This window comes from Citrobacter sp. L55 (assembly GCF_002850715.1).
GTDB classification, from domain to species: Bacteria; Pseudomonadota; Gammaproteobacteria; order Enterobacterales; family Enterobacteriaceae; genus Citrobacter; species Citrobacter braakii.
Map to the genome: position 1 here is coordinate 237,430 of NZ_KZ559403.1, position 14,058 is coordinate 251,487.

General features: G+C 52.8%; 11 protein-coding genes. 3 read left to right on the forward strand and 8 right to left on the reverse strand.

The window, feature by feature from the left end; genetic code table 11:
• Nucleotides 1-66: 66 nt before the first annotated feature.
• Entirely contained in the window at nt 67-2,097 is a 2,031-nt protein-coding gene (gene malS, locus B9P82_RS12945) for an alpha-amylase (RefSeq protein ID WP_101700429.1), read from the forward strand.
• A 176-nt stretch (nt 2,098-2,273) separates the two neighbouring features.
• Complete coding sequence (gene avtA, locus B9P82_RS12950; protein ID WP_049271770.1) at nt 2,274-3,524, forward strand: valine--pyruvate transaminase; 1,251 nt, start codon at nt 2,274-2,276, stop codon at nt 3,522-3,524.
• 36 nt (nt 3,525-3,560) lie between these two features.
• On the opposite strand, the gene B9P82_RS12955 is transcribed toward avtA, so the two are convergent.
• Entirely contained in the window at nt 3,561-4,034 is a 474-nt protein-coding gene (locus tag B9P82_RS12955) for a 4Fe-4S dicluster domain-containing protein (RefSeq protein ID WP_101700430.1), read from the reverse strand.
• A gap of 237 nt (nt 4,035-4,271) precedes the next feature.
• Nucleotides 4,272-5,012: a MipA/OmpV family protein gene (locus B9P82_RS12960; RefSeq protein ID WP_016154944.1), complete on the reverse strand. Its 741-nt coding sequence runs from the start codon at nt 5,010-5,012 to the stop codon at nt 4,272-4,274.
• Nucleotides 5,013-5,133: 121 nt separating this feature from the next.
• On the opposite strand from B9P82_RS12960, the gene B9P82_RS12965 reads away from it, so the two are divergent.
• Complete coding sequence (locus B9P82_RS12965) at nt 5,134-6,087, forward strand: LysR family transcriptional regulator (protein WP_016157735.1); 954 nt, start codon at nt 5,134-5,136, stop codon at nt 6,085-6,087.
• A 48-nt stretch (nt 6,088-6,135) separates the two neighbouring features.
• Here the strand turns inward: B9P82_RS12965 and B9P82_RS12970 are convergent, their stop codons facing one another.
• From B9P82_RS12970 to selA, 6 genes are all read right to left on the reverse strand, one after another.
• Entirely contained in the window at nt 6,136-7,272 is a 1,137-nt protein-coding gene (locus B9P82_RS12970; protein WP_016154946.1) for an HlyD family secretion protein, read from the reverse strand.
• Between the two features lie 5 nt (nt 7,273-7,277).
• On the reverse strand, nt 7,278-7,601 hold the full coding sequence (locus tag B9P82_RS12975; protein WP_016154947.1) for a DUF3302 domain-containing protein: 324 nt from the start codon (nt 7,599-7,601) through the stop codon (nt 7,278-7,280).
• Nucleotides 7,602-7,785: 184 nt separating this feature from the next.
• The gene (gene aldB / locus B9P82_RS12980) at nt 7,786-9,324 is read right to left on the reverse strand and encodes an aldehyde dehydrogenase AldB (protein WP_019078065.1); all 1,539 of its coding nucleotides are present in this window, start codon (nt 9,322-9,324) and stop codon (nt 7,786-7,788) included.
• A gap of 92 nt (nt 9,325-9,416) precedes the next feature.
• The gene (yiaY, locus tag B9P82_RS12985) at nt 9,417-10,568 is read right to left on the reverse strand and encodes an L-threonine dehydrogenase (RefSeq protein WP_101700431.1); all 1,152 of its coding nucleotides are present in this window, start codon (nt 10,566-10,568) and stop codon (nt 9,417-9,419) included.
• 188 nt (nt 10,569-10,756) lie between these two features.
• Nucleotides 10,757-12,601, reverse strand: coding sequence for a selenocysteine-specific translation elongation factor (gene selB / locus B9P82_RS12990; protein WP_016157738.1), 1,845 nt, complete (start codon nt 12,599-12,601; stop codon nt 10,757-10,759).
• Nucleotides 12,598-13,989 carry an L-seryl-tRNA(Sec) selenium transferase gene (gene selA, locus B9P82_RS12995; RefSeq protein WP_016154951.1) on the reverse strand — a complete coding sequence of 464 codons (1,392 nt, stop codon included), beginning with the start codon at nt 13,987-13,989 and terminating at the stop codon, nt 12,598-12,600. The genes selB and selA overlap by 4 nt, the downstream gene beginning before the upstream one ends.
• Nucleotides 13,990-14,058: the final 69 nt, after the last annotated feature.

Genomic DNA, 14,058 nt, shown 5'->3' on the forward strand with positions numbered 1-14,058 from the left:
AAGGAGGAGTTTCCGGCCTGATTTCACTGGCAAACTGGCGAAAATCGCAGCATCAAGGACAGCACTATGAAACTTGCCGCCGTTGCGCTGGCGCTAATGCCCAGCATTGCCATCGCCTCATCATGGACGTCTCAAGGACTTCCCACCTTCGAAGCGGAAGGTACGGGTAAATTCGTCAGCCATGCAGCGTTGACGAAGGGTACCCGTCCTTTAACCCTGAATTTTGACCAACAGTGCTGGCAGCCTGCTGATGCGATAAAACTCAACCAGATGCTGTCGCTAAAACCTTGTGAAGGCGCGCCGCCACAGTGGCGTTTATTCAAAGACGGCGATTACACGCTGGAAATCGATACCCGCTCCGGTACGCCGACGCTGATGCTGTTGGTAAAAAGTGCTAAGGACACCGTCACCACCCAGATTCGCCAATGCCCGAAATGGGACGGTTCACCCTTAACGCTGGACGTGAGCCAGACCTTCCCGGAAGGTGCCGTGGTGCGTGATTTCTACAGCCAGCAAACGGCAACGGTAAAAAACGGGTCGATTACCCTACAGCCCGCCGCAACCAGTAACGGGCTGTTGCTACTGGAACGGGCGGAAACCGATGCCCCCGCAGCTTTCGACTGGCATAACGCCACGGTGTATTTCGTCCTGACGGACCGCTTTGTGAATGGCGATCCGAGTAACGACCATAGCTATGGGCGTCGCAACGACGGCATGCAGGAAATTGGCACGTTCCACGGTGGCGATTTGCGCGGGCTCGCCAGCAAACTCGACTACCTGCAACAGTTAGGTGTCAACGCCCTGTGGATCAGCGCGCCGTTTGAGCAAATCCACGGCTGGGTCGGCGGTGGCGCCAAAGGGGACTTCCCCCACTACGCTTACCACGGCTACTACACCCAGGACTGGACCACGCTTGACGCCAATATGGGAAACGAAGCGGACCTGCGTGCGCTGGTTGATGGCGCACACCAGCGCGGCATCCGTGTCTTGTTTGATGTGGTGATGAACCATACCGGCTACGCCACGCTGGCGGATATGCAGGAGTATCATTTTGGGGCACTGTACCTATCGGGCGATGAGTTGAAAAAAACGCTCGGGGAACGCTGGACGGACTGGCAGCCATCCGCCGGGCAAAGCTGGCACAGTTTCAATGATTACATCAACTTTAGCGATAAAGCTGGTTGGGAAAAATGGTGGGGAAAAAACTGGATCCGCACCGATATTGGCGATTACGACAATCCTGGCTTTGACGACCTGACGATGTCGCTGGCTTTCCTGCCCGATCTGAAAACCGAATCCACCACGCCTTCCGGGCTGCCAAACTTTTATCAGCACAAGCCGGATACGCACGCCAAAGCCATCGCCGATTACGCGCCCCGGGATTATCTGACGCACTGGCTCAGTCAGTGGGTGCGTGATTATGGAATTGACGGCTTTCGGGTCGACACCGCTAAACACGTCGAGCTTCCCGCCTGGCAGCAGCTAAAAACACAGGCCAGCGCGGCGCTGGTCGAATGGAAGAAAGCCAATCCGGAAAAAGCGCTGGATGATAACCCCTTCTGGATGACTGGCGAGGCCTGGGGTCACGGTGTGATGCAAAGCGACTATTACCGTCACGGCTTCGATGCGATGATCAATTTCGACTACCAGGAGCAGGCGGCAAAGGCCGTCGATTGTCTGGCAAATATGGACCCCACCTGGCAGCAGATGGCGGATAAATTGCAGGACTTCAACGTCCTGAGCTATCTCTCCTCGCACGATACACGTCTGTTCCGCGAAGGTGGAGACAACGCCGCCGAGCTATTGCTGCTGGCACCTGGCGCGGTTCAACTCTTTTATGGCGACGAGTCGGCCCGCCCCTTTGGCCCAACCGGCTCAGACCCATTACAGGGTACGCGCTCAGAGATGAACTGGCAGGATGTGACCGGGAAATCTGCCGCCAGCGTCGCCCACTGGCAGCGAATCAGTCAGTTCAGGGCCAGACATCCCGCCATTGGCGCCGGTAAACAAATCACGCTGCCGCTGACGAAGGGATACGGATTTATTCGTGAGCATGGCGACGATAAGGTGATGGTGGTGTGGGCCGGTCAGCCCTGATCCCGGCAGGCTTCTCGCTGTGCACGCAGCGGGAAGCCTTACTCAACATTAAAAACCAGCCAAATAAAAATCAGTAGCACAAAATCTCAATCCGGCCTGATACCCCTGATTTGCACCCTGCCATGGGTAGCGCTATGGTTAGCCACTTTATTACTCAGTTCGACAGACCACCTGCTATGACATTCTCACTTTTTGGCGACAAATTTACCCGCCATTCAGGCATCACACGCCTGATGGAGGACCTTAACGACGGTTTACGCACCCCAGGCGCCATCATGCTCGGTGGCGGCAATCCGGCGCAAATTCCAGAGATGCAAAATTACTTTCAGTCTCTGCTGGCAGATATGCTGGAAAACGGCAAAGTCACTGATGCGCTTTGCAATTACGATGGTCCACAAGGTAAAACCGAGCTGCTGACTGAGCTGGCGAAACTGCTACGTGAGAAGCAGGGTTGGGATATCGAGCCACAAAATATTGCACTGACAAATGGCAGTCAGAGCGCATTTTTCTACTTATTCAATCTGTTCGCCGGACGCCGCGCCGACGGAACAACGCAAAAAGTGTTGTTCCCGTTAGCTCCGGAATACATTGGCTATGCCGATTCCGGGCTGGAAGAGGATCTCTTTGTCTCCGCGCGTCCAAACATCGAACTGTTACCAGAAGGTCAGTTTAAGTATCACGTTGATTTTGAACACCTGCACATCGGTGAAGAGACGGGCATGATCTGCGTGTCACGTCCGACAAACCCGACAGGCAACGTGATCACCGATGAAGAGCTGATGAAGCTGGACCGGCTGGCCAACCAGCATGGGATCCCGCTGGTGATTGATAACGCCTATGGCGTACCGTTCCCCGGCATCATCTTTAGCGAAGCGCGCCCGCTGTGGAACCCCAACATTGTGCTGTGCATGAGCCTTTCCAAGCTGGGTCTGCCAGGCTCCCGCTGCGGCATCATTATCGCGAATGAAAAAATCATCACCGCCATCACCAACATGAACGGCATTATCAGCCTCGCGCCTGGCGGAATGGGTCCGGCAATCATGTGCGAAATGATTAAGCGCAACGACCTTCTGCGCCTGTCCGAGACGGTGATCAAGCCGTTTTATTATCAGCGCGTTCAGGAGACGATTGCGATCATTCGCCGCTATTTATCTGAAGATCGGTGCCTTATTCATAAACCGGAGGGCGCGATTTTCCTGTGGTTATGGTTCAAAGATTTGCCTATCACCACCGAACTGTTGTATCAGCGTCTGAAAGCGCGCGGCGTGCTGATGGTTCCCGGTGATTACTTCTTCCCTGGTCTGGATAAACCCTGGCCGCATACGCATCAGTGCATGCGGATGAACTACGTGCCAGAACCTGAGAAAATCGAAGCTGGAGTGAAGATTCTGGCTGAAGAGATCGAACGCGCCTGGCAGGAAGGCTAATGCAAGTCCCGGCCTAACCACAGGTCGGGACTCACATTACTGTGGTAGTGAACACAGACGCTGGCGCTGAATACTGACGGCATCTATACACTGCAACGCGCTGGTCGGACAGGCTTCGACACACGCGGGTCCCGCATCACGGTGCCAGCATAAATCGCATTTTATCGCCTGCACCCGTGACGAGCGGGCGACGACATTCATTGCCCCAAACGGGCAGGCCAGCATACAACTTTTACAACCTATACAACGCGCCTGTTCAACGAAGATATGCCCATGTTCACGACGAATTGCGTGCGTCGGGCAGACATTTGCACAGGGAGCGTCCTCGCATTGATGGCAGGCGACTGCCGTCGTAAAGGCGTCGTCTTTGATCACGCGGATGCGCGGGGTAAACGCAGTGGAAGAGACCGACGCGCAGTCCTGGTTTTGCTGGTGCGCGACGACGCAAGCAACTTCGCAGGTACGACACCCAATACATTTTGCCGCATCCGCCATAATAAACGCGTTCATTACTCCCTCCGTCTGCGTGAAAACCACAGAGTGCCAGAGAGGTTGCCCCTGACGCCTTGATCGGACAGGGGAAACGGTTAAATATTGTCAGGTGCCTGAACAACTATGGCGATCCGCCTAATCGCGAACGGTAAAACCCAGCTCATTGGAAATGAGCCGGATGACGATGCTTCGGGTCTTATCCAGTCTACCGCATTGAAAAGATTGCCCTCCTCCCTGAGGACAAACGGGTGAGAATCAGAAACGCCAGGTCAGACCGGACATAAAGGTAAAGCTGTCATCACGGTCAACCATCGGGCTATTTTTAATATCATCTGGCAGCGCACTATAGTTGGCGCTGGCCAGCAGCGTCAGATTGCTGGTCAATGCGTATTTAGCGGAAAGGCCAACATACGGTGTCCAGCTATCGCCAGGGGAGTAACTTGATAACCCACTACGGCGGGATTCATTGCCAGAGATGCCGTAGTAATATTCGTTGAAGTTTTCGTCATAGTAGAGCACGCCAATCGCCGGCGTCAGCGTCAGCTTGCCCATCGGCATTTGGCGAAACAGAGACATTTCCCCAACCCAACCGTTGCTGTTGTCCAGCACATCCGCTGCTGCAGAGACTTTCACACTGCCCCATTTCTCATGGTGATACCATGCAGCACCCGCCATCGCGGTTGCGTCACGCTTGTTCAGTTGCTTCATCGCTTGATCGTCGTTATCACCCGGATCAAACTCAAGCGGCATGTATGAGGCAGTAATGCTAAATTCATTACTTTCATTTTTTGAAAGAATATAACCTAACGTTGTTTGCCTAAAATAAAATGATTCACTTTCATAACTGACAAGCGGTACTGCGTGAACGTTATCATTATATCCACGATAAGGAGATTCGTTATATACAGCGCCGCCGCCAATAGAAAATTCTGCGGCAGTTGCGCTCGCCATAAATGAAAAGGCGAATAGCGCCACAATATTGCGTTTAATTAACATGCCCACATTCCATTTTAAAATAAGATACAAAACGCGTGCATAATAATGCTTACAATTTCATCGGTGCAAGATTCATATTTATATAGTAATATATACAAACATATATATATTGGGTTTGGCGATGAACAAATTACAACTCAAACACCGGGAACTGAAGATTATTTCGGTAATTGCTGCCAGTGAAAACATCAGTCATGCCGCTACGGTTCTCGGCATCGCACAAGCCAACGTTAGTAAGTATCTTGCTGATTTTGAATCCAAAGTTGGACTAAAGGTATTTGATCGCACCACTCGACAGCTCACCCTCACACCGTTTGGTACAGCGCTGCTTCCTTACATCAATGACATGTTGGACAGAAACGATCAGCTCAATAATTTCATTGCTGATTATAAGCACGAAAAACGTGGCCGGGTAACCGTATATGCTCCGACGGGCATAATTGCTTATTTATCGCAACATGTGATCGCAAAAATTCAGGATATCGGTGGAATTAGCCTCTCACTTAAAACATGTAACCTGGAACGAAAGGCATTTTTTGAAGGTGTCGACTTCCCTGAAGATTGTGATATTTTAATTACCTATGCGCATCCTAAAGATGAATCTCTGGTTGCCAGTTTCATTACTAAATATGCGGTGACGGCTTTTGCCAGCCCTGAGTATATCAAAGCACATCCTATTAGTAGCCCTGATGAACTGGAAGAACATTCCTGTATCCTGATTGATTCCATGATGATAGATGAGGCTAATATCTGGCGTTTCACTTCTGCCGGAGGCAAGGAGATGCACGATTATCGGGTAACCGGAAATTATGTCTGCGACAATACACAGTCTGCACTGGCGCTGGCACGTAACCATCTGGGCATTGTTTTTGCGCCAAATGCGAGTGTGCAAAAAGATGTTGAATCCGGGTCGCTGGTTCCATGTTTCTCAGAACAACATGAATGGTGGCTGGATTTGGTGGTGATTTTCCGCAAACGTGAATACCAGCCGTGGCGGGTACAGTTTATTCTTGATGAGATGTTGGCAGAAATCCGCCAGCAACTTACTCAGGCGCTGGAACAGCAGCCTGAGTAAGCGAAATTAGGGTACCAGGTTCAAAATGGTAAGCAAAATAGCCTGCGCCTAGTGATCGAGATACAGATAATGCACCCAACTGGTCATACGCAGCAGAACCTTACGCATCACTGACACATGGGTGAAGTGATCAGAATAAACCGCGACCTGCGCATAAATCCCATCAGGCAGAGCGTTCACATCCACATTATCATTCAGCTCAATCGTGGCGATCACCCCTTCCGATCCGGGCGTAGAATTTAAGGATTGCAGCGCCCCATTCGACTGGTATGTCCCCCCCGGTACGGCCGGGCTGATGGCAGCCAGTTTGCCGCTGAAAACCTTACCCGGCAGGGCGTTAAACACCACTTCAGCTTCATCGCCTGGCTCCAATCGCAGCAACGAGTTTTGCCGGAACTGGGCGATAATTTGCCGTTTTTGATCCGGGATAAACACCATCACCGGACGCATAGGCAGCGCGGCGGCATAGGTTCCCGGTCGCATCAGCACCTGCGTAACGTAACCATCGCTGGGCGCGCGAACCACTGTCTGGTCCAGGTTGAACTCCGCTTCGGCTAACTGCGCTTTCAGGCTGGCAATTTGCGAATTCTCACCCTGCACCAGGCTGTCTAACTGACTCTGGATTTGCTGTTGTTCCGCAACGGAGGATTTCACCGCTGCTTCCTGCGCCAGATAGTTTTGCCGCGCCGCATCGATATCGCGTTCAGAAAAAGGATTGACCTTCGCCTGACTCCCCTGCGCATAGCGCTGGTAATCTTTAGCTAGCTTGTCACGCGTAGCCTTTGCCCGCTGCGTGTTGGCTTGCATTTCGTCTAACTGCGCTACCAGCACCTGCTCTTTATGTTGTGCAGTGACAATATCAGCTTTCAGGCGATCAACTCGTGCCTGGTAACGTCCTGGATTAAGTTTAAACAGTACCTCACCTTTTTTGATCAGCGTATTCTTCTTATCCGTCACTTCCGTCACGACCCCCGTGACTTGCGGTACTACGGGAATAGAAATTACTGCCTTTTGCGCCTTAAATGTATACGGATGGTTATAATTCATCAGTAATATAAGCCCGCAAACAATGAATATACCGCCCAATGCTGCAGTGGGTACTGTCCATTTATTGGCAGGAATTTTAAAAATCTTAAATATTGACCATGCGCACGCCACATAGGTCAGAACGATCAATAAATCCATCGATATTACTCCGCCGGAGAGGTCTTCGCCTCACCCAGTTTCTTTTCCAGATCGGCAACCCTGGCCTGCAACTGGATCAGGGAAGAATCCGCGCTTTGCATGCCCCACCCGCGTTCCGGGCGATAAAGCGTTGCCCAGATCCATAAAAAGGGCCACATGACATGTAAGGTAAACAAACTCACCCAGCCCGCGACATGTATTGCGTCAGCGTGAGGATGGTTACGTTTCTTTGCAATGAGATAGGGAATATCATGCAGAATAATAATCCCGTAAAAAATGACCAGGAATACAAAAATAAGCACTCCTAATGCAAAATAATTAAGGAACATATTTGCCTCAGGGATTTAAATTAAAAATTCGGCTGCAATTTGATTTACACAATAGAGTTGATAATAGTAGTGGAATGACCAGATTGGATGCAATCGTCTTATTTATATAACGATATATGGGTTTATATATAACTGCAGAATAAAGATATGCCCGGCGCAAAACCGGGCAATAAGTGATGAGAAATTAAAATAGTCCCAGCGGTTTATCCGAGTAGCTCACCAGCAGACATTTGGTTTGCTGATAATGCTCGAGCATCATCTTATGCGTCTCGCGCCCGATGCCCGACTGCTTATAGCCACCGAATGCCGCATGGGCCGGGTAAGCATGGTAACAGTTGGTCCATACACGCCCCGCCTGAATCCCACGGCCCATCTTGTACGCCAGATTTCCGTTACGGCTCCAGACACCAGCGCCAAGCCCATATTGGGTGTCATTGGCGATTTCCAGTGCCTCTTCCATGGTTTTAAAGGTCGTGACGGCCAGCACGGGCCCGAAGATCTCTTCCTGGAAAACCCGCATGTTGTTCTTGCCAAACAGAATGGTTGGTTCGAGGTAATAACCTTCTTTTAAGTCGCCATCCAGTTGCTTGCGCCGCCCGCCGGTGAGAACATCAGCCCCTTCTTTCTTACCAATATCGATGTAATTCAAAATGGTTTCCAGTTGACCATGCGAGACCTGCGCACCCATTTGCGTCACGCTGTCTAACGGGTTGCCGCTGCGAATACTCTCCACCCGGCGAATAGCTCTTTCCATAAAACGTTCGTAAATAGATTCCTGTACTAACGCACGGCTCGGACAGGTACACACTTCACCCTGATTGAAGGCAAACAGCGCGAAACCTTCCAGCGCTTTGTCAAAAAACGCATCTTCTTCATCCATCACATCAGCGAAGAAGATATTGGGCGATTTCCCACCCAGCTCCAGCGTGACGGGAATAATGTTCTGCGTGGCGTATTGCATGATCTGCTGCCCAACTTCCGTTGAGCCGGTAAACGCCACTTTCGCAATGCGCTTAGACGTCGCCAGATACTCACCGATTTCCCCACCCGCACCGTTTACCACGTTTACCACGCCTGGCGGGAGCAGATCGCCGATGACTTCCATCAGCAACAGCACGGACAGCGGCGTGAGGCGCGCGGGTTTAAGCACGACGCAGTTACCCGCCGCCAGCGCGGGCGCCATCTTCCAGCTGGCCATCAGCAGCGGGAAGTTCCACGGGATAATTTGCCCTACCACGCCAAGAGGTTCATGGAAGTGATAAGCCACGGTCTCGCTATCAACCTCGCTTATACCCCCTTCCTGCGCACGAATACAGGAAGCGAAATAGCGGAAATGGTCAATCGCCAGCGGAACATCTGCCGCGCTGGTTTCGCGGATGGGCTTACCGTTATCCCAGGTTTCTGCCGTCGCCAGCAATTCCAGGTTTTGCTCCATACGATCGGCGATTTTGAACAGTATCGCCGCCCTGTCCTGCACGGATGTCTGCGCCCACTTGTCTTTTACTTTGTGCGCGGCATCCAGTGCCAGATCGATATCCTTTTTGCCGGAAGAGGCCACTTCGCACAGTAATTGCCCGGTTACCGGCGTCAGGTTTTGGTAATACTCGCCGTCCACCGGGGCAACCCAGTCACCGCCGATAAAGTTATCGTATCGGGCTTTTAACTTCAGAGGGTAACCATACTCGCCGGGATAAATACGCGTTGAAGGGGGGTTATTGGTCATGACCGTCTCCTTGCTGTAGGGGTACTACAAGGGTAGACGGGGCTGGCGAATTATTCGCCAGCCATTTACTGCTTTACGACAGGTATCACGAATTACATAGCAGCGCGATAAATCGCCATGATTTCTTCATGAGTCGCCTGAATCGGGTTAGTGAAACCGCAGGCATCTTTCAGAGCATTGGTCGCCAGTACGGCAATATCCTCTTCCTTCACGTTCAACTCACGCAGACCGGCCGGGATATTCACTTTCTGCGCCAGTTCGCGGATCGCCGCGATGCAGGCTTCCGCCCCTTGCTCTGCGCTCAAGCCAGCAACGTCCACGCCCATTGCAGCAGCGCAATCACGCAGGCGAGCGGCCGCCACTTTGCTATTGAAGACCTGCACATGCGGCAGCAGCACTGCGTTACATACACCGTGCGGCAGATCGTAGAAGCCGCCCAACTGGTGCGCCATTGCGTGCACATAACCAAGAGAAGCGTTGTTAAAGGCCATGCCCGCGAGGAACTGCGCGTAAGCCATGGCTTCGCGCGCCTGAGCATTGCAGCCATCTGCAACGGCGACCGGCAGGTTTTCCGCAATCATGGTGACCGCTTTCAACGCGCACGCATCGGTAATCGGCGTTGCAGCAATAGACACGTAGGCTTCAATGGCGTGGGTCAGCGCATCCATACCGGTTGCCGCTGTCAGGGACTTCGGCATGCCGACCATCAGCGAGGAGTCATTAACGGACAGCAGCGGCGTAACATGCTTATCCACAATCGCCATTTTAATGTGACGTACTTCATCGGTAATGATGCAGAAACGGGTCATCTCAGATGCCGTGCCCGCGGTGGTGTTAATGGCGATCATCGGTAGTTGTGGTTTTGCAGAACGGTCCACACCTTCGTAATCGCGAATATCACCGCCGTTAGCCGCCACCAGCGCAATGCCCTTCGCACAATCGTGCGGAGAACCGCCGCCGAGGGAAATAACGCTATCACATTCATTTTCTTTCAGTATATGCAGGCCAGCAGCGACGTTACTGGTCGTGGGATTAGGATGCGTACCGTCGAAAATTACGCTGAAAATATCACGTTCCTGTAATGCTTTTTGAATCTCGCCAGCCATACCTAATTTTGTCAGCATGGCATCCGTGACAATCAGCGTACGACGAAAACCATATTCCGCCATTGTATTCATTGCGTCTTTTAATGAATTAGCGCCGATTACATTCACGGAAGGAATAAAAAATGTTGAAGCAGCCATTGTACGATCCTTAATTACTCTAAAGAGTCAGGAAGCATACGAGTGAAATATCCAACAAAATATGATCGTGGTTGTTATTTTAATAACACCCACAATTAAAAAGCACATTAGGTTCATAATCTAATGTGCTTATTTCAATCAATATCTATTTTGTATTAATTCATTTAATTCCTGAATTAATTGTTTCATTACTTTTCGGGAAACAGCAAAGCATCGCGTAATAAATGATCATTTCCCCGGCGACGCGTAAAACCAATGCGGTCAAAATATTCCAGAATCTGGATAGCCAATTTGCGTCCAACGTTAAGCCTGTCGCGGAAATCGGCAGCACAGGTCGATCCTTTCTCCTGATCCAGTTCGCGGATCATATTGGCAAAGGCCACAATACGATCATTACGGTAATAGCGATCTTTGACGATCGCGGTGATGATGCCCTGCTGCGCTGCTTGTCGTAACGCCACACGCATCATCTGCTCATCTGTGCCCGTCTGTTTTGCCAAATCGCGCACCCACCACGGCTCATCGCCAAAAAGCGGTTCTGCTTTTTGCCAGATAGCCTGCTGCTCTTCGCTGAAACCGGCCTTATGATCCGGCAAATGCAGCCAGCCATGATGACTATGGATGGCTCCGCTCTCACGCATCTTTTCAATCAGCAGCAGGACCAGCGCTTCATCTTCCATCGGCAAAGCCATACGGCGCAGGCGTTCTCGCCCAGGTCCTGGTTCATCACGGTGCTGCTCGTGGTACGTTGCCAGCGTATCAAGGACTTTCCGCTGCCAGCGCGCTGCAACGGCAGCATTCAACAGACTGTATCCCGCCTGAATAAAGCCATGCAGCTCAATCAACGGACGCATACCGTTGCCGTTGAGCTGACGCGCCCAGGCGAAGTCAGGAATATTCACCGCCCCGCGCGTCAGATGTAGCGCCAGAGCTTCGCCGTCACTCTGTACCTTCTCCAGCGCTGCCAGCCACTGCAAATATTCCGGCTTACGCTTCCCGCGACGCGGCGGATTGAGCGTTACCACACGCGCGCCAGCCAGCGTCGTGCGGGCCGAAATATCGCGTAGCACCAGACGGTCGTTATCGGCGAGCCAGAGCGGTGTATCAAACACCAGTTCCGCCAGCGTCCCTTCAAGCAGCGAGATTCTCCCGGTGACGTGGCTGGCCGCGTGGTGAATATGCAGCGGTTGCCACTGCATCAGCGGCGCGGCATGCTCTAAAGAGACAATCACGCGGGTAAACGCCTCTGGCGGTGCATCGGAGAGCAGCCAGTCGCCGCGGTTAAGCTCTTCTTTTTGTGCATCACCAGCAATATTCAGCGCAATACGTTGCCCCGCCTGCGCGCGATCGGTGGCCTGATTTTGCGCATGCAAGCTACGTACGCGCATCGGTTTGTTGACGCCCGTGAGCCACAGCGTGTCACCAACAGTCACCTCACCGCTAAGCGCCGTCCCGGTCACCACCAGACCCGCGCCTTTGACCGTAAAGGCACGGTCAATCGCCAGGCGAAAGCTGCAATCGCGGGCATGCTCGCGCGACGTTAATTGCTGTAAATGATCGCGCAGTTCTTCGATTCCACGACCTTCACTGGCAGCCGTCACGAACAGAACCGCATCGGCGAATCCATAGTTTTCAAGCGCAGTATGCACCTCAGTACGTACCGCGTTGATGCGATCGTCATCCACGCGATCGGCTTTCGTGAGCGCCACGGTGATCTGCGGGTTGCCCGTCAGTTGCAGAATTTGCAAATGCTCACGCGTTTGCGCCATCACGCCGTCATCACACGCCACCACCAGCAGCGCATGGTCAATCCCGCCGACACCCGCCAGCATGTTGGACAAAAACTTTTCGTGTCCGGGAACATCGATAAATCCCAGAATCCTTCCGTCCGGCTGCGGCCAGTAGGCATAACCGAGATCGATGGTCATGCCGCGCTTTTTTTCTTCCGGCAAACGGTCGGCATTCACGCCGGTAATCGCCTGTAATAACGTTGTTTTTCCGTGGTCAACGTGTCCGGCGGTTGCAATAATCATTTCAGCATCATCTCCATAAACCGGGTCTCGTCCTCAAGGCAGCGCAGATCCAGCCATAAGCGACCATCATAAATTCGCCCAATGATCGGCACGGGCAGCGCACGCCAACGGGCGGCCAGTGCTTCGAGGCGGCTACCGCGCCCGTCATGTGGCGTAAAGGTTAATGCCGCGCTGGGCAGCCTATCAACAGGTAGCGAACCGCTGCCTATCTGCGATAAACAAGGCATAACGTTCAGGGCGAATTCGTCGCCGTAATGATCAGCAAGCCGTGCCTGTAATTGTTGTGCCTGCGCGTGGACAGCCTCCTGCGAGCGGGTGAGCTGGCGTAACGTCGGCAACTTCGCTGCCAGCGCTTCCGGGTGCAGGTAGAGCCGCAGCGTCGCTTCCAGCGCAGCCAGCGTCATTTTATCAGCCCGTAATGCACGTTTCAGCGGATGGCTCTGTAAGCGCGCGATCATCTCTTTTTTACCGACAATAATCCCTGCCTGCGGCCCTCCCAGTAATTTATCGCCAGAGAAGCTCACCAGGCTGACGCCAGCGGCAATCAGCTGTTGCGGCATCGGCTCCTGCGGTAATCCATACTGGCTGAGATCGACCAGCGAGCCGCTGCCGAGATCCGCCACTACCGGAACATCCAACTCCTTGCCAATAGTAGCCAGCTCTGCCTCATCCACCGACTTCGTAAAGCCTTCGATGCTGTAATTACTGGTATGCACTTTCATCAGCAGACCGGTGTTTTCATTTACCGCCTGACGATAATCTTTCGTGTGGGTCCGGTTGGTGGTACCCACTTCGCGCAGAATACATCCGGCCTGACACATCACGTCCGGAATACGAAATGCGCCGCCAATTTCTACCAGTTCTCCGCGTGAAACGACCACCTCTTTGCCGTTAGCTGTGGCCGCCAGCATCAGCAAAACCGCTGCCGCATTGTTATTGACGATACAGGCGTCTTCCGCCCCCGTCAGACGGCAGAGTAAATCCGCCAGGGCCCGATCCCGATGCCCACGCCCGGCATCATCCAGGCTGTATTCCAGCGTCACCGGCGTGCGCATCGCCTGCACCACCGCCTCGATCGCTTCTTCGGCCTGCGATGCGCGACCAAGATTGGTATGCAGCACCGTTCCGGTCAGGTTAATCACCGGACGCAGCGCACTTTGCGATTCTCGTTCCAGCCGGGCGCAGGCCTCTTGCGCCCAGTCCTCACACCATGCCGGGAGCGCGTGCGTGTCGCGAATAGCTTCTCTGGCTTCGTCGAGCATGTGACGCAGCAGGTCAACCACCCGGGTATGACCGTGAGACTCACGTAAAGCTGGGAAGGCGCTATCGCGCAATAAACGATCGATAGCAGGAAGCTGGCTGTAGAGTGAACGCATGTCGGTTGTCATGAAAGGGCCTGGCTGTTGGTGGCCCTCTCCACCGTGGAGAGGGATATCGATATAGGAAGGATTGTACCG